This window comes from Streptomyces sp. NPDC048639 (assembly GCF_043199075.1).
Taxonomy (GTDB): domain Bacteria; phylum Actinomycetota; class Actinomycetes; order Streptomycetales; family Streptomycetaceae; genus Streptomyces.
Genome location: NZ_JBICVP010000006.1, coordinates 556,940 through 579,287, shown reverse-complemented (window position 1 = coordinate 579,287; position 22,348 = coordinate 556,940). Strand labels below are relative to the sequence as shown.

Annotated in this window: 22 protein-coding genes; 10 read left to right on the top strand and 12 right to left on the bottom strand. The window is 70.2% G+C overall.

All coding sequences use genetic code 11. The features are described 5' to 3' along the window. Window positions 1-67: 67 nt before the first annotated feature. Window positions 68-790, top strand: a complete 723-nt coding sequence (locus tag ACGFNH_RS19845) for a phosphatase PAP2 family protein (RefSeq protein ID WP_393655362.1) — start codon at window positions 68-70, stop codon at window positions 788-790. 131 nt (window positions 791-921) lie between these two features. Here the strand turns inward: ACGFNH_RS19845 and ACGFNH_RS19840 are convergent, their stop codons facing one another. Continuing rightward, entirely contained in the window at window positions 922-2,496 is a 1,575-nt protein-coding gene (locus ACGFNH_RS19840; protein ID WP_393655361.1) for an FAD-binding oxidoreductase, read from the bottom strand. Window positions 2,497-2,751: 255 nt separating this feature from the next. Between ACGFNH_RS19840 and ACGFNH_RS19835 the strand changes: the two genes are divergently transcribed. Beyond that, complete coding sequence (locus ACGFNH_RS19835; RefSeq protein WP_393655359.1) at window positions 2,752-4,152, top strand: hypothetical protein; 1,401 nt, start codon at window positions 2,752-2,754, stop codon at window positions 4,150-4,152. A gap of 88 nt (window positions 4,153-4,240) precedes the next feature. Here the strand turns inward: ACGFNH_RS19835 and ACGFNH_RS19830 are convergent, their stop codons facing one another. Beyond that, the gene (locus tag ACGFNH_RS19830; protein ID WP_393655357.1) at window positions 4,241-4,411 is read right to left on the bottom strand and encodes a hypothetical protein; all 171 of its coding nucleotides are present in this window, start codon (window positions 4,409-4,411) and stop codon (window positions 4,241-4,243) included. Window positions 4,412-4,520: 109 nt separating this feature from the next. Here ACGFNH_RS19830 and ACGFNH_RS19825 point away from each other — a divergent pair, with 109 nt between their 5' ends. Continuing rightward, window positions 4,521-5,381 (top strand): hypothetical protein, encoded by an 861-nt coding sequence (locus ACGFNH_RS19825; protein ID WP_393655444.1) that lies wholly within the window; start codon window positions 4,521-4,523, stop codon window positions 5,379-5,381. Between the two features lie 180 nt (window positions 5,382-5,561). Further along, a complete protein-coding gene (locus ACGFNH_RS19820) occupies window positions 5,562-5,744 on the top strand; it encodes a hypothetical protein (RefSeq protein ID WP_393655355.1) in 183 nt (60 codons plus the stop codon). Window positions 5,745-5,843: 99 nt separating this feature from the next. On the opposite strand, the gene ACGFNH_RS19815 is transcribed toward ACGFNH_RS19820, so the two are convergent. Further along, the gene (locus ACGFNH_RS19815; RefSeq protein WP_393655353.1) at window positions 5,844-6,188 is read right to left on the bottom strand and encodes a metal-sensitive transcriptional regulator; all 345 of its coding nucleotides are present in this window, start codon (window positions 6,186-6,188) and stop codon (window positions 5,844-5,846) included. Between the two features lie 239 nt (window positions 6,189-6,427). Here ACGFNH_RS19815 and ACGFNH_RS19810 point away from each other — a divergent pair, with 239 nt between their 5' ends. Both ACGFNH_RS19810 and ACGFNH_RS19805 read left to right on the top strand, forming a co-directional pair. Further along, a complete protein-coding gene (locus ACGFNH_RS19810; RefSeq protein ID WP_393655351.1) occupies window positions 6,428-7,048 on the top strand; it encodes a DUF47 domain-containing protein in 621 nt (206 codons plus the stop codon). A 9-nt stretch (window positions 7,049-7,057) separates the two neighbouring features. Beyond that, the gene (locus ACGFNH_RS19805; protein WP_393655349.1) at window positions 7,058-8,056 is read left to right on the top strand and encodes an anion permease; all 999 of its coding nucleotides are present in this window, start codon (window positions 7,058-7,060) and stop codon (window positions 8,054-8,056) included. Between the two features lie 264 nt (window positions 8,057-8,320). Here ACGFNH_RS19805 and pstB read toward each other — a convergent pair whose 3' ends face one another. The 4 genes from pstB to pstS form a co-directional block, all read right to left on the bottom strand. Next, entirely contained in the window at window positions 8,321-9,097 is a 777-nt protein-coding gene (gene pstB / locus ACGFNH_RS19800) for a phosphate ABC transporter ATP-binding protein PstB (RefSeq protein ID WP_393655347.1), read from the bottom strand. Between the two features lie 31 nt (window positions 9,098-9,128). Beyond that, a complete protein-coding gene (gene pstA, locus ACGFNH_RS19795; protein ID WP_393655345.1) occupies window positions 9,129-10,205 on the bottom strand; it encodes a phosphate ABC transporter permease PstA in 1,077 nt (358 codons plus the stop codon). Continuing rightward, window positions 10,202-11,191 carry a phosphate ABC transporter permease subunit PstC gene (gene pstC, locus ACGFNH_RS19790; protein ID WP_393655343.1) on the bottom strand — a complete coding sequence of 330 codons (990 nt, stop codon included), beginning with the start codon at window positions 11,189-11,191 and terminating at the stop codon, window positions 10,202-10,204. Before pstC ends, pstA begins: the two co-directional genes overlap by 4 nt. A gap of 125 nt (window positions 11,192-11,316) precedes the next feature. Next, a complete protein-coding gene (pstS, locus tag ACGFNH_RS19785; protein ID WP_393655341.1) occupies window positions 11,317-12,447 on the bottom strand; it encodes a phosphate ABC transporter substrate-binding protein PstS in 1,131 nt (376 codons plus the stop codon). Between the two features lie 305 nt (window positions 12,448-12,752). On the opposite strand from pstS, the gene ACGFNH_RS19780 reads away from it, so the two are divergent. Further along, window positions 12,753-13,799, top strand: a complete 1,047-nt coding sequence (locus ACGFNH_RS19780) for an NlpC/P60 family protein (protein WP_393655442.1) — start codon at window positions 12,753-12,755, stop codon at window positions 13,797-13,799. 250 nt (window positions 13,800-14,049) lie between these two features. Here ACGFNH_RS19780 and ACGFNH_RS19775 read toward each other — a convergent pair whose 3' ends face one another. Then, window positions 14,050-14,580 carry an O-acetyl-ADP-ribose deacetylase gene (locus ACGFNH_RS19775; protein WP_393655339.1) on the bottom strand — a complete coding sequence of 177 codons (531 nt, stop codon included), beginning with the start codon at window positions 14,578-14,580 and terminating at the stop codon, window positions 14,050-14,052. Between the two features lie 169 nt (window positions 14,581-14,749). Here ACGFNH_RS19775 and ACGFNH_RS19770 point away from each other — a divergent pair, with 169 nt between their 5' ends. Continuing rightward, window positions 14,750-16,117 (top strand): PP2C family protein-serine/threonine phosphatase, encoded by a 1,368-nt coding sequence (locus tag ACGFNH_RS19770; RefSeq protein WP_393655337.1) that lies wholly within the window; start codon window positions 14,750-14,752, stop codon window positions 16,115-16,117. Between the two features lie 182 nt (window positions 16,118-16,299). Here ACGFNH_RS19770 and ACGFNH_RS19765 read toward each other — a convergent pair whose 3' ends face one another. From ACGFNH_RS19765 to ACGFNH_RS19755, 3 genes are all read right to left on the bottom strand, one after another. Continuing rightward, window positions 16,300-16,650, bottom strand: coding sequence for a DUF2516 family protein (locus ACGFNH_RS19765; RefSeq protein WP_393655336.1), 351 nt, complete (start codon window positions 16,648-16,650; stop codon window positions 16,300-16,302). A gap of 159 nt (window positions 16,651-16,809) precedes the next feature. Further along, window positions 16,810-17,409 carry a hypothetical protein gene (locus ACGFNH_RS19760; RefSeq protein ID WP_393655334.1) on the bottom strand — a complete coding sequence of 200 codons (600 nt, stop codon included), beginning with the start codon at window positions 17,407-17,409 and terminating at the stop codon, window positions 16,810-16,812. 19 nt (window positions 17,410-17,428) lie between these two features. Beyond that, window positions 17,429-17,824, bottom strand: coding sequence for a helix-turn-helix domain-containing protein (locus ACGFNH_RS19755; protein WP_393655332.1), 396 nt, complete (start codon window positions 17,822-17,824; stop codon window positions 17,429-17,431). A 211-nt stretch (window positions 17,825-18,035) separates the two neighbouring features. On the opposite strand from ACGFNH_RS19755, the gene ACGFNH_RS19750 reads away from it, so the two are divergent. Together ACGFNH_RS19750 and ACGFNH_RS19745 are read left to right on the top strand one after the other, a co-directional pair. Continuing rightward, window positions 18,036-18,545 (top strand): NUDIX hydrolase, encoded by a 510-nt coding sequence (locus tag ACGFNH_RS19750; RefSeq protein ID WP_393655330.1) that lies wholly within the window; start codon window positions 18,036-18,038, stop codon window positions 18,543-18,545. Between the two features lie 351 nt (window positions 18,546-18,896). After that, the gene (locus ACGFNH_RS19745; protein ID WP_393655328.1) at window positions 18,897-19,778 is read left to right on the top strand and encodes a GNAT family N-acetyltransferase; all 882 of its coding nucleotides are present in this window, start codon (window positions 18,897-18,899) and stop codon (window positions 19,776-19,778) included. Window positions 19,779-20,033: 255 nt separating this feature from the next. Here ACGFNH_RS19745 and ACGFNH_RS19740 read toward each other — a convergent pair whose 3' ends face one another. Then, complete coding sequence (locus tag ACGFNH_RS19740; RefSeq protein WP_393655326.1) at window positions 20,034-21,563, bottom strand: FAD-dependent monooxygenase; 1,530 nt, start codon at window positions 21,561-21,563, stop codon at window positions 20,034-20,036. Window positions 21,564-22,348 lie beyond the last annotated feature (785 nt).

Sequence of the window (22,348 nt, the reverse complement as noted above, 5' to 3'; positions counted from 1 at the left end):
CAGGACCTCAACGGGCACGGGGGCCCTCAGCACTCACGCACGAGCACGAGACAAGGGGCCGCGCGATATGGCTGGAGTCGAATCGACCGGGTCGAACCCCGATGTCTCCCTGCTCTACGAGATCAACGGGTTCGCCGGGGACGCTCCCGGCTGGTTCGACCGCACGATGACGTGGGTCGGCGAGCGCGGCATCGTGTTCGCCATGGTGGCGCTGCTCGTGGCGTGCTGGTGGGTCGTCAGACGGCGGGAGGACGCGCCGATCGCTGTGGCCGGGCTGCTGTGGGCCCCGCTCGCCGCCGGCCTCGCCCTGCTGGTCAACCTCCCGATCCGCGGCTTCGTCGAACGTCCGAGGCCTTTCGTCGATCACCGGGGGCTCGAGGTGCTCCTCCCCGGCAAGGGCGACTACTCGTTCGTCAGCGACCACGCCACGCTCGTCATGGCCCTCGCCGTCGGCATCTTCATCGCCCACCGGAGGTTCGGGCTCGTCGGTATCGGGCTCGCGTTCCTGGAGGGCTTCTGCCGCGTCTACATGGGACTGCACTATCCCACCGACGTGGTCGGCGGCTTCGCCCTCGGTACGGCCGTCACGCTTCTGCTCGCGCCGTTGGCGATGGCGCTGCTGACGCCCCTGGCGCGTGCCGCAGGGAACTCGCGCCGTGGGCGGTGGCTCACCGGAGGCGAGCGGACCGCACCGGTCGATGGCGGTTCCGCACGGCGGGCGGAGGGCGAGGCGGGTGCGGAGGGGGCCTCGGCGCCGTCCGGGGACCGAGAGAACGACCTCGCCGCGTAGCAGCGCCGCAGCCGCGATCCGTCGCCGCGATTCCCTTCTGTGCACCCCCTTCGGCAGGCCCCCGTCGCACTGTCCGTACGGCCGTCGCCCATACGGCCCGGCACCCCTTCGCGCCGCCGCCCGGCCCGGCGTCACAGCGCCTGCGGGAAGTCGAAGACGCGCTGCGGGTCGTACTGCCGCTTGAGCCGCGTGAGACGCTCCGCGGCCGGCCCGTAGTACGCCCGCCTCCAGTCCTTCAGGGCCGGATCCGCGTAGTTCTGGTACGCGGCGCCTGAGGCGTGGCGGCGCATCGCCCGGTGGAGGCCGTTGAGCCAGGTCGTCGAGGTCGCCCCGTTCTGCCCCGCCGGCCAGGCCGCCAGATACTGCGCCAGGACGCGGGAGCGGCGGTGCACAAAGGCCGTTGCCGTCGGCGCGATCCGGTTGACCGCCCCGCCGAGCGCCGTGAGCTGGACGGTGCCGGAGCCCGCGCCGCCCAGCTTCCGGAACGCCTCGACCCGGTCGACGAGGATCCGGATCCCGTCGGCGGGGAGCGCGCGGTCGTAGAAGTCCGAGCGTGAGGTGTACGTCTCGCGCACCAGGGATCCGGTGGGGCTGTGCCCCGGGGTTCCGCCGGGCAGGCGGCACTGCTCGGTGGTGTACCGGGAGCAGCCCGCGTAGCCGATCATCGCGTCCAGGTACGAACTGCTGCGCAGCGAGACCGATGCCGCCGGGCTGCCCACGAGGCCGGTCAGCCGGTCCACGGCGTTCTGCGCGTCCTTGTACGTGCCGAGCGAGAAGGCGGAGAACCAGATCCGGGCCGCCCCGCCCGCGGCGGCCGCGAGATGCACCGCCGACCACAGCTCGTCGGGCTGGTCCGGCCCCCACTCCTGCCATGCGCGGACGAGTTCGGCGGCTTTGGACCACGGCCAGGTCGCGCGGACGGCGACGGCCGCGGGGGCCGGGTGGGTGCGGAAGCGGAGTTCGGTGACGACGCCGAAGTTGCCGTTGCCCGCGCCCCGCAGGGCCCAGAAGAGGTCGCTGTGGTCGGACGCGCTGCAGCGGACCGTACGCCCGTCAGCCGTGACGAGCGTGGCGCCGAGCAGGCTGTCGCAGGTGAGCCCGTACGCGCGGGAGGCGACGCCGTGGCCGCCGCCGAGGGTCAGTCCGGAGATGCCGACGGTCGGGCAGGTGCCGGCGGGGACGGTGACGCCGTGCGCCCCGAGCCCCGAGTAGACGTCGACGAGCTTGGCGCCCGCGCCGACGACCGCCTCCGAGCGGCCGCTGACGGTGATGCGGGAGAGCCGCGAGACATCGATGACCAGGCGTCCGGTACCGCTGGACCAACCGGCGTAGGAATGGCCGCCGTTGCGGATCGCGACCGGTACGGAGTGCCGGCGGGCGAAGGCCAGGCACTCGGCGATGTCCGTGGGCCCGGAGACATAGGCGAGGGCGGCGGGGCGCAGATGGTCGAAGCGGGTGTTGTAGAGCACGCGGGCGCTGGTGTAGTCGGCGTCCCCGGGCTGGACGAGACCGCCGCCGAGACCGCGGGCGAGGACGGACCAGTCGGCGGAACGGGGCGCTGCTCCGGTCGGGGCACGGTGCCGGGAGCGCACCGCGGGGCCGCGGGCGGCTCCGGCCGCCCGTCCGGAGCCGCCGCTGCCCGCGACGGACCAAGCCGCGGTGGCCGCGATTCCGGTGCCGGCCTGCAGGAACGTGCGCCTGTCCATCCCACCTCCATCCGCCGCCCGGCGCGGGGCCGGGCGATGTCCGATGGACGTAGGTTCCCTCGCGCGGGGCGGCGATCTGCGTCACATCCGCTTGAACGGAAGGCGTGTCATCACAGCTCACGCGCGGGTTCCCAAGGTGGTGGAAACGCGGGCCTGTTCGGAAGGGCGTTCGGGCGGAGTGACTCGTGAGTAACATCCCGCTCAACCCGTAGGCCGGGCCTCAGCACCCCCCACTCATCACCCCCGGGAACACCTGTGACACGAGTTCCGTCCGCCGTCCTGCTCTCCGCGATATGCGCCTCGGCACTGCTGGTCTCCGGCTGCGCCGGCGCTCCGGCGCAGCAGGATGTGACGGCGTCCGCCCCGAAGGGCGGCTCCGAGCGCGCCGCGGTGCGCGACACGGCGGCCCCCGAGCCGTCCCCCGTTCTGCCCGTCCGCCCCGCCGACGCCGCGGCGAAGACGCCGTCGGCGACGGTCAGCCGGACGACCGGCACCACCCGCAACATCACCGGCAGCGGACTGCGCCTCTCCTCGTACGACGCGGCGAAGCACCGCGCCGAACTCACCCCCGCGCGCTCCGGGAGCGGCAAGGACAACCGGACGCCGAAGGTCCGCGAGGGCGACGTCATCGCGAGCCCGCCGAGCCGCGAACTGCCGCGGGGCGCCCTGGTGAAGGTGGTCGACGTCCGCTCCACCGACGGCCCGCGGACCGAGGTCTCCACCGAGCCCGCCAACCTCACCGAGCTGTTCGGAAACGCCCGGGCCGAGGGGGACGTCCCCGTCGATCCCGACGCATGGAAGGTCGAACCGCTCGTCGCGGGACTCGACGTGTCCCGCCGCGCCGCCGACGGCGAGCAGCGGTCCGCGCGCGGCATCGAGGGCGGATTCGGGCTCGGCACGCTCCGCATCGACCTGGACGCCCCGCTCCCGCTGCCCCCGGCCGGCGACGGCGGGAAGGCGCCCGACGTGGAGCTCGGCGGGTTCGTGGAACTGAGCCCCGAGGTGGCCTTCTCGTACCACCGCCGCAGCGCGCTCGACCTCGCCCCCGCCAACGCCTCGATCCGGCTGGCCGGTCCGTACAGGGCGGGCTGGCGGATGGATGGGGACCTGGCGCTCGGCAAGGCGATCCGCGTCCCCTTCGCCCGGCTGACGGCTCGTCCGGTCATCAACGTCGGCCCGGTTCCGGTGGTGGTGAACCTCGGCCTCACCCTCTCGTACGAGGTGACCGCGTCCGGCAAGGTCACCGTCCGGCTCGACCAGGAGGTCCGCGGGCAGGTGACGGTGGGCGCACGCTACTCCGCGGAGGAGGGCTGGGAGCCCGACGTCCAGGCCGACGGCAAGGCCACGCCCGTCACCATGAAGGTGACGGGCAAAGGTGAGGCGCGGGCGGCCATCGCCACGGAGGCGTCGGTGGGTCTGTACGACTCGGTGGGCATCTCGGCGACCTTCGCACCGTATCTGCGGGCCACGGCGGAAGGCACAGCCTCGAAGCGCGGTGCGGCGGGCGCGTGGGGGCTGTACGGCGGCGTGCGCCTGGACGGTGCGCTCCATGCCCGGCTGGCCGTCTTCGGCACACCGCTGGGCGAGTACCGGATCCCGATCCCCCTCTACAGCCGCGAGTGGCCGATCGCCGAGGGCAGGACACCGGCCGTCTGACCGCGGCCGGGCGTCGTACGAGGCGGGCCTGTGCGGGGCGGCGGCGCTCAGCGGGCGATCGCGGGCGGCCTGTGCGCGGCAGCGGCGCTCAGCGGGCGATGTGCCGCGCCGCGTCCGCGCGCGCCCTCTCGCGGGCGCGCCGGGCCGGGCCCGCCCAGCCGCAACTGCACCGCGCCGCGCAGAAAGAGCCCTGCTCGACCGTACGGGTGTGGTGCTGCTCGCCGTGCACGGACCGTTCTTCGGGTGGCGTCGGAGGCACCGGACCACCGTACCGGCCGTGACGGGCGCCCCCGCACCGTCGTTAAGCGGAACGAGCTTCGGGCCGGGTCGCTCCGGCTGTTCTGTCAGGGGGTTCGCGGGCGATGGCGATGGTGGTGCAGCGGCGCGGTCGGAGGCGTGGTGTCGTTGCCGCGGTAGTGAGCGGCCTGGTGGTGGGACTTCTGACCACCGGCTGCTCCGAGATGGGTGCGGCCGCCGACGAGCGGGGCAGTGTCGACGAGGCGACAGCGGTGGCCGTGGTGCATCGGGCCGCCGATGTGCTGGCGCGCTCCGGCAGTTCTCGTGCGCGTACGTCCATGGAGACGGCGACCGGGGGCACGCGGCTGACGATCCGCGGCCGGGGCGCGTTCGACTATGCCGAGCGGATCGGCCGCCTGGTCGTCGTGCTGCCGCAGGATGCCGCGGGCGGTGAGGAGCATCAGCCGGTCACCGAACTCCTCGCGCCCGGCGCGCTCTACATGAAGGACCGGGGTGCGGGTGTCCCCGCGGACAAGTGGGTGCGCGTGGACACCACCGCTCTTGCCGACGGGAATCTCGTCACAGGTGGGGCCACCGACCCGCTCTCCGCGGCCGAACTGCTGCGCGGGGCACGGGATGTGACCTATGTCGGCGAGGAGAAGGCTCCGGAGGACGGCGTGACCGTCCGGCACTACCGCGGGACGGCCCACATCGGGCGGGCCGCCGACGCCGCGACCCCGCATGCGCGCGGTGCCCTCGCCGCGGCCGCGAAGGGGTTCTCCGAGGACGCCGTGCCCTTCGACGTGTATCTCGACGAGCAGGGACGCGTGCGGAAGGTGCGTCACCGGTTCACCTTTCCCAACAGCGGGGGGCAGCGGCCCACGGAAGTGGTGTCGACGACGGTGCTCTACGACTTCGGGACCGGCGTGAACGTCGAGCTGCCGCCGGAGCGCGACATCTACGCCGGCAAGATCGCGGTTCCGCAAGGCTAGCGAAACGGGCCCAATGGGCCTCCGGAAATGGTCCGTCCGTGCCATGCGCAGGCTGTGGCCGATTCCCTACGCTGGGCTTTACACGCACCGAGCATGTCGATGCAAGAGCCGGCACACAGGGAACGCAGCAGGAGCGGGTGCCGCAGGAGGTGCTCGCGACAGGAGGTGACGCACGTGCCCATGCCCAGCGGCCCAACGGTCCCGGACCACGTGGCCCTCGACGAGATCGAGCTGTGCGGGGAGTTGATGATCGCGGCGTCGTCCGCGGACGAGGACCGGCTCAGCCCCGACCGTATCGATGAGGTGCTCAGGGTCGCGGCGCACGACGCCGGAGAGGCCTCTTCGCTCTGCGGGGGCCGCTGAGAAAGCCGTCCCGCGTGCGCGGACGCACGCGGGTGCGGGCCGCTCACGCAGGTGCGGGTCGCTCCGATCGAACACGGCGGGTGGCCGAAAACCAGTGGTTCAGGTGCGCAGCAGCCGCGCGATCGCCGCTGTGGCCTCCGCCACCTTCGCGTCGATCTCCTCGCCGCCCTTGACCGCCGCGTCCGCGACGCAGTGCCGCAGATGCTCCTCCAGAAGCTGCAGGGCGAAGGACTGCAGCGCCTTGGTGCCGGCGGAGACCTGGGTGAGTATGTCGATGCAGTAGACGTCCTCGTCGACCATGCGCTGGAGGCCGCGGATCTGGCCCTCGATCCGGCGCAGCCGCTTCAGATGCTGCTCCTTGTCCTTGGTGTAGCCGTGCGGCCCGGTGCCCGTGGCCGGTCCGGACTCGGGGGTGTGGCAGGCGCCGGCTTCCGTGGTCGTCATGGGATCCTCCGTGGTCCGCGAGCCGGTGTGAGCCGTGCAACAGCATGTGCCGTGAAAAAGGAGTTACGCGAGGTAAATACCCCTGGTGGGTATATCGTACCGAATTTCGTGGACGAGCCGGGGGCCACTGACCGAGCACGTTGTCCGATGGGTGACACTGATTGTCGGCCGGTTAGCCGTGGCCGGATGATGCACCTAGCATCACCCTGACCGAATCCGATGCATAACGAGGAACACACGTGCGCTTTCGTCTGACCCCCAGGGAGACGAGCTTCTACGACATGTTCGCCGCATCCGCGGACAACATCGTCACGGGCTCCAAACTCCTGATGGAACTGCTCGGAGCGGACGCCTCTGCCCGGGCCGAGATTGCCGATCGGATGCGGGCCGCGGAGCACGCGGGTGACGACGCCACGCACGCGATCTTCCACCAGCTCAACTCCTCCTTCATCACGCCCTTCGACCGCGAGGACATCTACTCCCTCGCCTCCTCCCTCGACGACATCATGGACTTCATGGAGGAGGCCGTCGACCTGGTCGTCCTCTACAAGATCGAGGAGCTGCCGAAGGGCGTCGATCAGCTGATCGAGGTCCTCGCGCGGGCGGCCGAGCTGACCGCCGAGGCGATGCCGCACCTGCGGACGATGGAGAACCTCACCGAGTACTGGATCGAGGTGAACCGCCTGGAGAACCAGGCGGACCAGATCCACCGCAAGCTGCTGGCGCACCTCTTCAACGGCAAGTACGACGCCATGGAGGTCCTCAAGCTCAAGCAGATCGTGGATGTCCTCGAAGAGGCGGCCGACGCCTTTGAGCACGTGGCCAACACCGTCGAGACCATCGCGGTCAAGGAGTCCTGACCCCCGGCCATGGACACCCTCGCGCTTGTCGTGACCATCGGGGTCGCGCTCTTCTTCACATACACCAACGGCTTTCACGACTCCGCGAACGCCATCGCGACCTCGGTCTCCACGCGGGCACTGACCCCGCGGGCCGCGCTCGCCATGGCCGCGGTCATGAACCTCGCGGGCGCCTTCTTCGGCAGCGGCGTGGCCAAGACGGTCAGCGAAGGGCTGATCGAGACGCCATCGGGCCGCTCGGGGATGGGCATCCTGTTCGCCGCTCTCGTGGGCGCGATCGTCTGGAACCTGGTCACCTGGTACTTCGGTCTGCCCTCGTCCTCCAGCCATGCGCTCTTCGGCGGCATGGTCGGCGCGGCGCTCGCGGGCGGCACGGAGGTCATCTGGACCGGTGTGCTGGAGAAGGTCGTCATCCCGATGTTCATCTCCCCGGTCGTCGGCCTCCTCCTCGGCTATCTGGTGATGGTCGCCATCCTGTGGATGTTCCGGAAGTCCAACCCGCACAAGGCCAAGCGCGGCTTCCGGATAGCGCAGACCGTCTCGGCGGCGGGCATGGCCCTCGGCCACGGTCTGCAGGACGCCCAGAAGACGATGGGCATCGTCGTACTGGCGCTCGTCATCGCGGACGTCGAGGACGCGGGCGACCCGATCCCGATCTGGGTGAAGATCGTCTGCGCCGTGATGCTGTCCCTCGGCACGTACGCGGGCGGCTGGCGCATCATGCGGACGCTGGGACGGCGGATCATCGAGCTCGACCCCCCGCAGGGCTTCGCGTCCGAGACGACGGCCGCCTCCGTGATGTACACCGCGTCGTTCATGTTCGGTGCGCCGATCTCGACGACCCATGTCATCACCTCGGCGATCATGGGCGTCGGCGCGACGAAGCGTGTGAACGCGGTGCGTTGGGGCGTCGCGAAGAACATCGTCGCCGGATGGTTCATCACGATGCCGGCCGCGGCGGCAGTCGCCGCGCTGAGCTACGGCATCGTCTCCCTCGCCTTCGGCTGACACGACGCGACGGACCCGGCCGCCACGGCGGCCCGGCGTCCTCCGCGTCCCGGCATCGAGGAACGGAGCGGGCCCGCCCCCGGGAGCCGGGGGCGGGCCCTTCGTCCTGCGGTGGCACCGCCATGCAGCACCGCGAGACGTCTTGTGTCATGCGGCCGGGCCGCATGGGTGGTGCGCCGCGTCCGCCGTGCCGGGAGGCGCCCATCGCGCCGGGCGCCTCCCCGCACGCAGTGCGCCCGCCGCCCGGCGGCGTACCGGCCGGACTCAGCCGAAGCGGCCGGAGATGTAGTCCTCCGTCGCCTGCACCGACGGGTTGGAGAAGATCCGCTCCGTCTCGTCGATCTCGATGAGCTTGCCGGGCTGGCCGACGGCGGAGAGGTTGAAGAACGCCGTACGGTCCGAGACGCGCGCCGCCTGCTGCATGTTGTGCGTCACGATGACGATGGTGAAGCGCTCCTTCAGCTCGCCGATGAGGTCCTCGATGGCGAGCGTGGAGATCGGGTCCAGGGCCGAGCAGGGCTCGTCCATGAGCAGCACCTCGGGCTCGACAGCGATCGCGCGGGCGATGCAGAGCCGCTGCTGCTGGCCGCCGGAGAGGCCGGAGCCGGGCTTGTTGAGGCGGTCCTTGACCTCGTTCCAGAGGTTGGCGCCGCGCAGCGACTTCTCGACGACGCCGTCGAGCTCCCGCTTCTTGTACGAGCCGTTGAGCCGCAGGCCCGCCGCCACGTTGTCGTAGATGGACATCGTGGGGAACGGGTTGGGGCGCTGGAAGACCATGCCGACCGTGCGGCGTACGGCGACGGGGTCGATGCCGGACGCGTAGAGGTTCTCGTCGTCGAGCATCACCTTGCCCTCGACGCGGCCGCCCGGCGTGACCTCGTGCATCCGGTTCAGGGTGCGCAGGAAGGTGGACTTGCCGCAGCCGGAGGGCCCGATGAACGCCGTCACGGAACGGGGCTCGACGGTCATCGAGATGTCCTCGATGGCCTTGTGGGTTCCGTAGTACGCGGTGAGGCCGCTGACGTCGATGCGCTTGGCCATGTGAATCACTACTTCTTTCGTCTGGCCGCGGTCAGCGACCGGTCTTCGGGGCCTTCCAGCGGGCGATGCCCCGGGCCACCAGGTTGAGGATCATGACGAACGCGATGAGGACGAGCGCTGCCGCCCATGCGCGGTCGAAGGAGACGTCCGTGCCCAGTTTGTACTGCTCGTAGACGTACAGCGGGAGCGACGACTGCGCCCCGTTGAACGGGTCGTTGTTGATGAACGCGTTGCCGAACACCAGGAGCAGGACAGGGGCGGTCTCACCGGTGATGCGCGCCACGGCGAGCATGACGCCGGTTGTGATGCCGCCGATCGCGGTGGGCAGGACCACCTTGAGGATGGTGCGCCACTTCGGCACGCCCAGGGCGAGGGACGCCTCGCGCAGCTCGTTGGGCACGAGCTTGAGCATCTCCTCGGCTGAGCGCACGACGATCGGCATCATCAGGATCGCCAGGGCCAGGGCGCCGGCGAGGCCGGAGAAGCCCATGCCGAAGGTCAGGACCCAGGTCGAGAGGATGAACAGGCCGGCGACGATCGAGGGGATGCCCGTCATGACGTCGACGAAGAAGGTGACGGCCTTGGCCAGCCGGCCGCGCCCGTACTCGACCAGGTAGATCGCGGTGAGCAGGCCGATCGGGGCGGCGATCAGGGTCGCGATGCCGACCTGCTCCAGGGTCCCGATCATGGCGTGGTAGACGCCGCCGCCTTCGTCGCTGCTGCCGAGACCGGCCATCGAGTGCGAGAGGAAGTCCGCGTCCAGGACCTTGGCGCCGCGGGCGATCGTGCCCCAGGCGAGCGAGATCAGCGGGATGATCGCGACGACGAAGGAGACCCATACGAGGCTGGTGGCGACCCGGTCCTTGGCCTGCCGCTTGCCCTCGACGGCACTGGTGATCACGTAGGTGCCGAGGACGTAGAGCAGACCGGCCATCAGGCCCCACTGGACCTTGCTGTGCCAGCCCGCGCCGAGGCCGATGCCCACACCGGCGGCGAGGGCCGCGACGGCGATGCCGAGCGGGGCCCAGCGGGGCAGGCGCCGGTGGGCGAGGGGGGACGGGCCGGGGGACCCGGTGACGGGGGGCTTGTCCATGACGACGTTGCTCATGCGTTGGCCCCCGAGTACTCCTTGCGGCGGGCGATGATCAGCCGGGCGGTCCCGTTGACCAGCAGCGTGATGACGAAGAGCACCAGACCGGAGGCGATCAGCGCGTCACGCCCGTAGTCGTTGGCCTCGTTGAACTTCGCGGCGATGTTCTGCGCGAACGTGCCGCCGCCCGGGTCCAGCAGATGGGCGGAGAAGAGGAAGCTCGGGGAGAGCACGGTGGCCACGGCCATCGTCTCGCCGAGTGCGCGCCCGAGGCCGAGCATCGAGGCGCTGATGATGCCGGAGCGGCCGAAGGGCAGCACCGACATGCGGATGACCTCCCAGCGGGTGGCGCCGAGGGCCAGGGCCGCCTCCTCGTGCATCTTCGGCACCTGGAGGAAGACCTCGCGGGTCACATTGGTGATGATCGGCAGGATCATCACGGCCAGCAGGATGCCGACCGTGAAGAGCGAGCGGGCCGGTCCCGTGCCCTCCTTGTCGAAGAGATACGTCCAGCCCAGGTACTCGTTCAGCCAGCTGTTGAGGCCGCCGAGGTAGGGGACGAGGACGAGCGCGCCCCACAGGCCGTAGATGATGCTGGGGACCGCGGCGAGCAGGTCGATGACGTACGCCAGCGGGGCGGCGAGGCGCCGCGGCGCGTAGTGCGAGACGAACAGCGCGATGCCGACCGCGATGGGGACGGCGATGAGCATGGCGATGACCGAGCTGACGACCGTGCCGTAGGCCAGGATCGCGATGCCGAACTCCGGCGGGCTCCCCGCCGGGTTCCACTCGAACGCTGTGAGGAAGTTGGCCTCGTCCTTGGAGATCGCCAGGGTGGCGCGGTACGTGAGGAAGACCGCGATGGCCCCCATGATCACCAGCAGCAGGATGCCGGAGCCGCGGGTGAGGCCGAGGAAGATGCGGTCCCCGGCGCGGGTGGACTTGCCCTTGGTGGCGGCGGGCGGTGGCGGTGGCGAGGCGGATGTAGTGGGAGTTATGTCCATTTTTGCTCCGGTCTGTGGGGACCATTCCTCATGGTGAGGGATCCCTGGCGGCGGTGCACCGGATGGGTGACCTCGGGCGGTCGGCCCCGCCCGTCACTGCTGGTGGGCGGGGCCGAGCACGGAGGTCAGGAGAGGGTCGGGACGGTCTCGCGAACCTTGTTCGCGATCTCCTCGGGGAGCGGCGCGTAGCCCTCCTCGCTGAGGATCGACTGGCCGTCCTTGCTGGAGGTGTAGGTCAGGAAGGACTTCACCGCGTCGAGGGTCTCGGTCTTGTTGCCCTTGTCGCAGGCGATCTCGTAGGTGACGAGGATGATCGGGTACGCGCCCTGGGCCTTGGTGGTGTAGTCCAGGTCCATGGCGAGGTCCTTGCCCTTGCCGACGAGCTTCGCGGCCGCGATGGCCTTGGAGGCGTTGTCGGAGGTGGCCTCGACGGGCTGGTCGGCACCGGTGTCGACCTTGACGGTGCTGATCTTCTGCGAGGTCGCGTAGGAGAGCTCGAAGTAGCCGATCGCGCCGTCGGTCTGCTTGACCTGGGAGGCGACGCCGGAGGAGCCGCTCGCGGACTGGCCGCCCTTGGCGGGCCAGGACTTCTCGTCCTCGTACTTCCAGTCCTTCGGCGCGGCCTTGCCCAGGTACTTGCCGAGGTTCTGGGTGGTGCCGGACTCGTCCGAGCGGTGGAAGGCCTGGATCTCGGTGGAGGGGAGCTTGGCGTCCGGGTTCAGCTTCTTGATCGCCGGGTCGTTCCACTTCTTGATCTTCGAGTCGAAGATCTTGGCGATCGTCGGGGCGTCGAGGACGAGGTCGTCCACGCCGGAGACGTTGAAGCCGATGGCGATCGGGCCACCGAGCATCGGCAGGTTGATGCCCTGGCCGCCCTTGCAGACCTTCTTGGACTCGGCGACCTCCTCCGGCTTCAGCGCGGAGTCGGAGCCCGCGAACGCGGTCGAGCCCTGGAGGAACTCGGTGATGCCGCCGCCGGAACCGATGTCCTTGTAGTTGATCTGCGTGTCCTTGCAGGCCGTGGTGTAGGTCTGGACCCAGGCGTCGATGGCGTTCTTCTGAGCCGAGGAGCCGGAGGCCAGGAGCTGGCCCGAACCGTCGCACTTGATCTTGCTGGCGGCGGCCGTGTCGGTGTCGGCGCCGTCCTTGGCGTTGTTGTCCGAACCGCAGGACGTCAGTACCAGGGCACCGGACAATGCGACCGCGCCGACGGTCAGGGCGCGCAGTCCGCGGCCGCTCTTACGCTGAGGCTTCACCTTCGAGGTTCCTTCCTGGGGCCCGCCGGCGGACGGCGAAGCAGAGAGTGTCTTCCGCATGGCCCGGCGGACGCACCGGACCACCGGTAGGGCTGAAATTAGGCAGATCAGGTGAATCGATCGACGGGCACGAGTGAACGCGAGGTGAACCTCGACCGTCGGTGCGGCGACTCTGCCGACAGGGACCACCGCGTGCCTCTGTTGAATTACAGAGAGGCATGGCAACATCCGCACCTGGGACAACACAACACCAACTCGGATCGGTCGGGCGAAACAGGAGGTGGCCGGTGAGGCGGCAGGGGGGCATGGGCATACGGCTCGTGACGGCGACTGCTCTGGTCGGTGCGGTAAGCGCGCTGGTCGTGCCGGGAGTGGCGAGTGCGGCGCCCCGCGAACCCGCGCCGAGACCGGGAGCGGACCGGAGCCTGGAGGAGGTCCGCAAGCAGGTCGACCGCCTGTACCGGAAGGCCGAGGCGGCCACCGAGGCGTACAACGCCGCCCGCAGCGCCTCGAAGAAACAGTCCCGGGAGATCGTCCGGATCGCCAAGGAGATCGTCCGCGCGCAGGAGAAGATGGACCGCCTGAAGAACCGGGCGGGTGCCCTCGCGCGCGCTCAGTACCGCAACGGCACGCTCCCCGACCAGGCCCTGCTCCTGCTGAAGAGCCGGCCCGAGGACTTCTTCCACGACGCCGACCTGGCCCGCAAGGGGCAGCAGGCCACCAGAGGGCTGATGGGCGCGATGGCCCGGACGCAGAGCGACCTGGACGAGTACGCGAGTTCGGCGAGCGAACAGTGGCAGAAGCTCGAAGACAACCGGAAGAAGAAGGCCGGCGCCAAGCAGGAGATCAAGAAGCGTCTCGCGGCCGCCAAGAAGGTCGAGGACCGGCTCGAGAAGGACGAGCTCAAGCGGCTGCGCGAGCTGGAGAACGAGGCCGCCCGCCAGGCGCAGGCCAAATGGCTCGACTCCGGGGTGCTCGACGAGATCAGCGACCGGGCCTCGAAGAAGGGCCGCAAGGCCATCGCCTTCGCGACCAAGCAGATCGGCAAGGACTACGTGTGGGGCGCCGAGGGTCCCGACACCTATGACTGCTCCGGGCTGACCTCACAGGCATGGCTCGCCGCGGACCGCCCCATCCCGCGGACCTCGCAGGAGCAGTGGCGGCAGTTGCCGCGCGTCGAGATCCGGGACATGCGCCCCGGAGACCTGATCATCTATCACCACGACGCGAGCCATGTGGGGATGTACGTCGGGGACGGCGCGATCGTGCACGCCCCGCGGCCGGGACGGCAGGTGACGCTCGCGGGCGCGGGGTCGATGCGGATCCTCGGAGTCGTACGCCCGGACAAGTAGGCCGGGTCCGACAACGGCAGTGGCCCATGGCCCGGTCCAGTGGCGTGCGGTCCGGCGCGGTGGCCTGTGGTTCGGCGCGGTGGCCTGTGGTCCGGCGCGGTGGCCTGTGGTCCGGACGCCGAGCCTCGCCCGGACGCGTAGCCCGCGGTCCTGACGAGGAGCCCACCGGCCTTCCCGGGCACAGGTGTTGACGGTGCGGCAGATGGGCGGGCCGGGCTGCGGAAGCGGTGCGGGAGGGGTACCGGACCGGTCAGCTCTCCTTCCGCAGCGCCTCCCACGTCCGCGCGAACACGTCGTAGGCGTCCTGGCCGAAGAGCACGAAGCGCGCCTCCGTGACGGCGGTCGTCCCCGCGTCGCGGACCTCTGTGAGCGCGATGCGCGCGGCGTCGTCGAGCGGCCAGCGGTACACGCCTGTCGAGACGGCCGGGAATGCGACGGTACGGGCGCCCAGCTCGTCCGCGACGCGCAGCGACTCCCGGTAGCAGGAGGCGAGCGTCTCCGACCGGTCCTCGCCGGACGACCAGACAGGCCCCACCGTGTGGATCACCCAGCGGGCGGGGAGTCGTCCGGCCGTCGTCGCCACCGCCTGGCCGGCCGGGAGCCCCTTCCCGTACCGCGAGGCGCGCAGTGCCCGGCACTCCTCGAGGATCTCGGGTCCACCGCCACGATGGATGGCGCCGTCGACGCCGCCTCCGCCGAGAAGTGAGGAGTTCGCGGCGTTCACGATGGCATCGACCGTCTGGTCCGTGATGTCCCCCATGGACAGAGTGATGTTCGTCATTCCCCGATTGTCTCGCTTCCGGTCAAAAGCCCAGCATGGAGCGGCATATGACAGGTGCGGTTTCCGATTCGCCATTCCGTATCGGTGCGATGGACCGCTAGGGTCGCCTGTCAGCGTCCGCCGTCGGGCGGTTGCTGTGCCCTCGGGGGGAGGGAAGGAAGAAGAGGAAATGCCCGTACCCGTACCGCAGCAGGGCGCAGCTCTCGCTGCGGGAGGTGCTTCGGCCGGCACCCCGATCCGCACACATGCGGAACGTCCGGTGCTGCCGCAGCAGGCAGGTCCGGTCGACAGCGCCGGGCCGGACCGCCCCTCCGTATCCGGGTCCGCGGCCGCCGGTGAGGCGCCTCACGGTCCCGGGCTGACGCTGCTGGTGATCGAGGACCACCCGGCCCTCCCGCTCAACCTCCCGGAGATGCTGGACGCCGAGGGCAAGCGGGTCCGGATCCGTACCGCCCGCAACCTCACCGAGGCCGAGCGGCTGCTCACCGACGACGTGCACTGCATCCTGCTCGACCTGGCTCTGACCGGCCCCGGTGGCCCCGGAAAGGGGAAGGGCGAGGGCGACGAGCTGGACACGCTCCGGCATGTGCTGCACCTCGCCCCCCACCACGCGGTGCTCGCCCTGACCGCCGAGGCGGACGCGGAGCGCGGCGCCGAGGCCGTACGCGTCGGGGCGCAGGACTACCTCTTCCGCAGCGAGCTCGACGCGCAGCTCCTCAACCGTGCCATCCGTTATGCCGTCGAGCGCAAACGCGCGGACGTGGCGCACCGCCGCCTGACCGAATCGGTTCTGCGCAGCCAGGAGAACTCCCGGCTGGAGCGCGGTCTGCTGCCCAAGCCGCTGCTCGACGGCTCCGACCTGCGCTTCGCCGCCCGTTACCGCCCGGGCCGCAGCCGCGCCCTGCTGGGCGGGGACTTCTACGACACCGTCCGCACGCCGGACGGCACGGTGCACGCGATGATCGGCGACGTGTGCGGGCACGGCCCCGACGAGGCCGCGCTCGGCGTCGAACTGCGCATCGCCTGGCGCGCCCTGACCTTCGCCGGCCTGTGCGGCGACGAACTGCTCGGCACCCTGCAGAAGGTGCTGGAGAACGAGCGGGCGGACGAGGAGATCTTCGCCACGCTCTCCACCGTGGACATCGCGCCCGACGGTCGCCGCGCCGGCCTGTGCCTGGCCGGCCACCCGGCACCCCTGGTCGTCCGCCCGGGTCTGGGCCCGCAGCTCCTGCCGTACGAGGAGGGCGGCCCGGCGCTGGGTCTGCTGCCGCGGGCCCGCTGGCCGAGGCTTCAGGTGGAGCTGGGCGGCGACTGGAGCCTGATGATGTACACCGACGGCCTGATCGAGGGCCGTATCGGACAGGGCACGCAGCGGCTGGGCCAGGAGGGCATGGTCGCGATGGTCGGCCGTCAGCTGACGACGGGCCTGCGCGGGGAGGCGCTGCTGGACGCGGCGCTGGCCGAGGCGCGTGCGCTCAACGGTGGCGAGCTCAACGACGATGTGGCGATGCTGCTGCTCGACCGCGGGCAGTGCTGACGCGCGAGGCGCCGACAACTCTGCGGAAACGATCCTCCCCGGCACGGAACGCTGACGGCGGTCCGGTGCTCATCCGGTTCCGAAGGGGCGGCGTCCGCCCTGAGAAGGGCCGGGGCGTCCGCCGTGGGAAGGGCCGACCGTGGGAAGGGCCGACCGTGGGAAGGGCCCGCCGTGGGGAAGGGTCAGCGCCCGCCGTTGAAGGGTCCGTACGGGCCGTCGGAGCTGCTTCCGCGCCGCTTGGGGCCCCGGCCACCGCCCGACAGCGACTTCACAGCGGGCCGGACGTCGACGATGTAGACGATCGCCGCGATGAGCCCGATGATCACGAGGAAGAGCAGGTTGAACAGGTTCACGACGACCGCGAGCCCCAGAATGATCAGCCAGAACGGCTTGGTCTGCTTGTTCGCGGCGCGGAACGCGTCCTCACGCCGGAACAGGGCGTCACCGAACGCGAACACCGTGAACAGGAGCACGCCCAGAAAAAGCCACCCCAGCAGGCTGGAGAACCCCTGCACCAACACGCTGCCCACCACCTAAGAGAACCGTGAATCGATCGGGCGAACTTCGTCCCGTCCGTCACCGTACCCGCGGCGACACCCGACATGCACCCACTGCGACCGGGCCACCGGTAACGGCGAGGGCCGGGCGCGCCTCGCGCGCCCGGCCCTCCCGGTCGTTTCCGGTGCCGTCGGTCACTGCCCCGGCTTCGCTGCCGGCTTCTTGGTGGACACCGGCTTGCGGGCCGGGGCCGGCTTCTTCGGACCGGCGGTCCTGGCCTGCTCGGCCTTCGGCTGCTGGGACTTGCCGTTCTGCGCCTGGGGCTCGGGCTTCCGCTCCGGCTCGGGCTCGACGGCCACGGCGATCTCCGCGATCTCCTCGGCGGTCTCGCCCCGCCAGGTCCGCACGGCACGCTGGCCGCGCTCGGCGAGCTCGTCGTACGTCTCACGGGCCTTGACCGCGTACTCGGCGGCCTTGCCCACGCCCTGGAGCGCGAAGTCCTGCGCCTGGTCGCGGAACTTCTTGAGGTCGGTGTCGAGGTTGCCCATGACCTCGTTCATCTTGGTCTGGACGACGGTCTGGGCCTCCTTCGCCTGCTTCGTCACCCGGTCCTGAACGACCTTGGGGTCGGTGGACCGCACGGCCGCGATGCGCTCCGGAGCCTCGGCGCGGAACTTCTCGATCAGCCCCGGCACCTCCCGGAGCTTCTCGGCGGCGAGATCGGTTGCACCGGCCGCGGCGTAGAGGGGGGTCGGGTCGGTCAGGGTCTTGCGCAGGTCGTCGGTGATGGCCATGGCTATGCGTTCTCCCGGATCAGTTGGAGGGTGTGCTGGCTTCGTGGTCCGGCTTGTCGTCGCCCGTCACGAGTCCGTTCTCCTTGCGGAACGACTCGTAGATCTGCAGCAGCACCTGCTTCTGCCGCTCGTTGATCGTCGGGTCGGTGAGTATCGCGCTCTGCACCTCGACTCCCTCCCGGTCCCGCTCGTCGAGGATCCCGGCCTGCACGTACAGCGTCTCGGCGGAGATGCGCAGCGCCTTGGCGAGCTGCTGCAGGATCTCCGCGCTCGGCTTGCGCAGGCCGCGCTCGATCTGGCTGAGATACGGGTTGGACACTCCGGCGGCGTCCGCGAGCTGCCGCAGGGAGAGCTGCGCGCTGCGCCGCTGCTCCCGCAGGAACTCGCCCAGGTTGCCGACGTTGAGTGAAGCCATGATGCGATCCTGCCCCTGCGTGCTAACTTTTGCAAGCAGGCGCTTGCAAAAGTGTCGTAACCAACAGGTGACAGAGACTGAGCCTGTGCACGCTAGGTGTCGTATCTGCACGACAACTGTCGTCATCCGCGTCCGGCCTCCTGGTACAGGTGCTCTCGGGACGCCCTCCACGCGTCGCCCAGAAACGGCGTTGTCGGTGGGCTCTGCCAGGGTGTGCGACGTGGATGAATTGGTGGAGCGTGTCGACGGTCAAGATCGCGTGCTGGGGGTGGTCAGCCGTCGGGAGGCCATACGGGCGGGTTGGCTGCACCGGGTCGCCGTGACGATGTGTCGTGATGAGCGTGGGCGGATCCTCATCCACCGGCGGTCGGAGCAGGTATCGCGCTTCCCCGGGCTCTATGAGGTCGAGGTCGGTGGCGCCGCAAATGTCGGCGAGTCCTATGAACAGGCCGCCGCACGGGAGTTGGCCGAAGAGCTGGGCATTCGTGCGCTGCCGCGCCTGCTGTTCACGTTCATCAACTGCAGCGGCTTGAGCCCTCACTGGCTCGGCGTGCACGAAGCCGTAGTGCCGGACGCCGTGGCCCCCGATCCCGATGAGGTCGCCTGGCATGGCTGGCTGACCGAGCCGGAGCTGTGGTCGGCCCTGCTGGAGTGGCGCTTCACCCCCGACAGCCACGAAGCCTTCAGCCGGTATCTCGCGTTTCGGACCGCGCAGAGTTGACCTTGCCCGCTTCTCGGGCTGGGGGCCTGCTTGCCAACTTGCCTGCAATAAGCACGGAACACGTCAAACAACGATGCGAATTCGGCGACAGATATCGTGACCAGTGCTTCAAAAAAGGCCAGGTCGGGGTGGCCCGGACGAACTCTGCAGCACGCCGCCTTCCGTCAGGCCATCACCCCGCGCCATTCGGTCGCGACCATGTGCCTTGCCACTCACCCGAGTCGTTCGGCCTTGTGTCCCGGTGAACCCAGGCACGGGGGCATGCCCGGCCTGGTCCTGAGGCCAACCGTCCGCTTCCTCGTCCTGACGGAAAACCCGTGGCGGCTTCCACGGCCTGGGGGATCATCAAGCATGCGACCGGATGGCTGGTACCTCAGCGAAGACGTCGACGACTTCCTCGCCCGAGCCGGAGGCTTTCTGCGCTCGCGGCCGGGCCCGCACGTCATGCAGCTGACGTGGGCCGAGAGAGTGCGGGCGCGTGGGGCGGAGACATTCGGCACCGAAGCCCCCGTCTTCGGCGTGCTGGAACGAGCAGGCGAGGTCGACGCCACCTGCTACCGCCTCCCTCTCCGTGGTTTCGGCCTCTCCCCGCTCACGCCTCAGCAGGCCGACTCCCTCGCCGTTCGCCTGGCCGCCCTCGGGCACTCCCTTCCCTCCGTCAGCGCGGATCACAGCACGGCTACCGCTTTCGCCGAGGCCTGGCAGCGGCACACCGGGGCGACGCCGACACTCCGCGACACGCGGCTCCGTCTGTACCGCCTCGGCACGCTCACCCCACCGGAGCCGTTGCCGGCGGGCCGGGGCCGCATCCTGGGCGAGCAGGACCTCGAGCAAGTCATGTTCTGGTGCGGCGAGTTCGCCAAGGCGGTCGGGGAAGCCGTCTCCATGGACGCCGACTCCTGGGGCGACACGCGCTTCGCCGACAAGCGCTACACGCTCTGGGAGACCCCGGACGGCACCCCCGTCTCCATCGCGGGAATGAACCCGATGATCGGCGGCCAGATCCAGGTGGACATCGTCTACACACCGGCCCATCTACGCGGGCGCGGTTACGCGGGCGCCGTGGCGGCGGAGGTGAGCCGGGCCGCTCTGGCCGCGGGCGCGAGTGACGTCGTCCTGTTCGCGGACCTGTCCAACCCCACCAGCAACGCCCTCTACCAGCGCCTCGGCTATCGCACGCTCGCCGACTGGGCGGTGTACGACTTCTCGTGCGCCGCACCGGAAGTCGGCTGAGAACCGACGACCGGGGATCGTGCCGGACTGTGCCATCACCCGGAGGGCGAGGGGTTCGGTCCCGTTTTATCTGCTCAGCCCCTGTGGGTCGCATAGGGGCATGCAGGGGGCTGGGTGTGCTGGAGGGGCGAAGCCGTTGGAACTGAATCCATGTCCCCTGGGAACGGGCGATGAGTGTCGTACGTGGAGGACACCTGTCGGTGTTCCGTCTCACGCGATCGCAACGTCCCACCCTTTCGGGTCGCGACTGCGCGCTCAGCCGACGGCAGCGCCGAACCACTCGGTCAGCCGGCCGAGCAGATCCTGCTGATCTTCACCGACCCAGGCCACGTGGCCGTCCGGCCGCAGCAGCACGGCGGGCACGTCCAGTTCCTCGCTGACGTCGACGACGTGGTCGACCCGATCCGCCCAGCCCTCCACCGACAGCCGGCCGGTCCGGTCGAGCAGCAGGCCGCGGCCGTCGTGCATCAGCTCGTAGAGGCGCCCCCGCTTCAGTTCCACGTCCCGCATCCGCCGGCCGAGAAGGTCATGCCCCTCGCCCAAGTCGTAGCGGACGTCGACCGCGGTGATCATCTCGGTCACGTACCGGTTCACCTCCTCGAAGTCCATCAGCGTCGAGAACAGCTCCCGCAGCGCGGTCGCGCCCGGATCGGCCCCCAGCAGCGTCATCTGCGCGCGGGTGTTGTCCAGCACGCGGGCGCCCACCGGGTGCCGTTCGGCGTGGTAGCTGTCCAGCAGCCCTTCCGGCGCCCAGCCGTTGACCGCTGCGGCCAGCTTCCAGCCGAGGTTGAACGCGTCCTGCACGCCGAGGTTGAGCCCCTGCCCGCCGGTCGGCGGGTGGATGTGCGCCGCGTCGCCGGCCAGCAGCACCCGGCCGACCCGGTAGCGCTCGGCCTGCCGGGTGGCGTCGCCGAACCGGGACAGCCAACGCGGCGAGTGCACGCCGAAGTCGGTGCCCGCGAACGCCCGCAGCTGCTGCTTGAACTCCTCGAGGGTCGGCGCGGCCGCACGGTCCTCGGCCACCCCGTCGGCGGGCACGACAACGCGGCACACCCCGTCCCCGCCGGGGGCGACGCCGAACCGCAGTTGGGTCTTGCGCACTTCCTCGACGACGGCGGCAATCGTCGCCGGATCCTCGGTCACCTCCATTTCACCCAGCAGCGTCTCGACCTTGGCGGGCTCACCGGGGAATCCGACGCCGAGCAGCTTGCGCACCACGCTGCGGCCGCCGTCGCACCCGACGAGGTAGTGCGAGCGCAGGTGCGTGCCTTCCCCTTCCGCTTCCGCTCGCCCTCCCCCTCCCCGGGCGGCTACGCCCCCATTGCCGGGGGGACCCCCACTGGCTACGCCCTCATGGGCGGGGGCACCCTCACTGGCCAGCTCGACGGTCACCCCGTCCTTGTCCTGGCTCAGCCCGACCACTTCGCAGCCGCGCCGGATCTCGGTACCGAGTTCGACGGCGCGCTCTTCGAGCAGCCGCTCGGTGACCGGCTGCGGGGTGGCGACGCCGAACGGGTGCGCCGTGTCCAACCGGTCCGGCCACGGCTTGACGATGCCGCCGAAGAGGCCGCCGACCTGGAACTTCTCGCTGATCGCGAGGAACCGGTCCAGCAGGCCGCGCTGGTCCATCATCTCGACGCTGCGCGTGTGCAGGCCCTGCCCGCGGGACTGTTCTGTCCGCTCGGCCAACTTCTCCAGCACGACCACGTGCACTCCGGCCAACCGCAGCTCGCCGGCGAGCATCAAGCCGGTCGGTCCACCGCCGACCACGATCACGTCAATCATGAAAGCCCCCATTCAACGAGATGACATTCCGGGCCGACCGCTCCGCGCGGTCCGATGGCGCGCGCACCCGCACCTGCGCGCCGAGTGCCCGCAGCCGAACCGCGAGCCCCTGCCGGCGGCCCGACGTTCCCGCGCAACCCATAGGTCGACAACACCACATGTACTTCGTGAATCTGCCATTTCTGCAGGTTCCGGCCTTGGCCGATCATTCTGCGGCACCCCCCGGGCCTTGCCGCAAGCCCCCCGGTGCGCTATACGTTGAGAGTGGCAAGGAGCGGGGAACTCTCCTTGCCTTTTGTCATTCGCTGTGGACGGACCCGCTCCTCCCGAAGCGGTGACGGGCCGCGTACGGCGATGCCGGCGGTCCAGGAGGACTCTCAGGTATCCCGCGGATGCAGCCGAGGAACGAGCGGTTCCTCACCCTCTTCGGCAAGGTCCGCCCGAACCTCGTCAAGTGCGCGGCCATTCTCAGGAGTTCGTCGTAGCGCCGCACGAGCGCTGGGCAGAGCTCGCCTAACGCATGCACGACACCCCAACGCGTCGGCCTGACACCACTTGAGGTCCGGGTGCTGTCGACGAACCACCCATGCCTCTTCGGCGTCCTCGGCGCACGAACGCCGTCACTCCGAGCCAACCTGGCGGGATGCGTGCCCAGTTCGAGACGGAGCCGACCACCTTCCGGGAGATCTTCAGCCACGCCTGACCTGGCCAGGTCCTGCACATCGCGCTCCCGAACGGGTGGGGCACCATACGGAATCCTCGGTCCGAGCACGATCGCGCCGAGG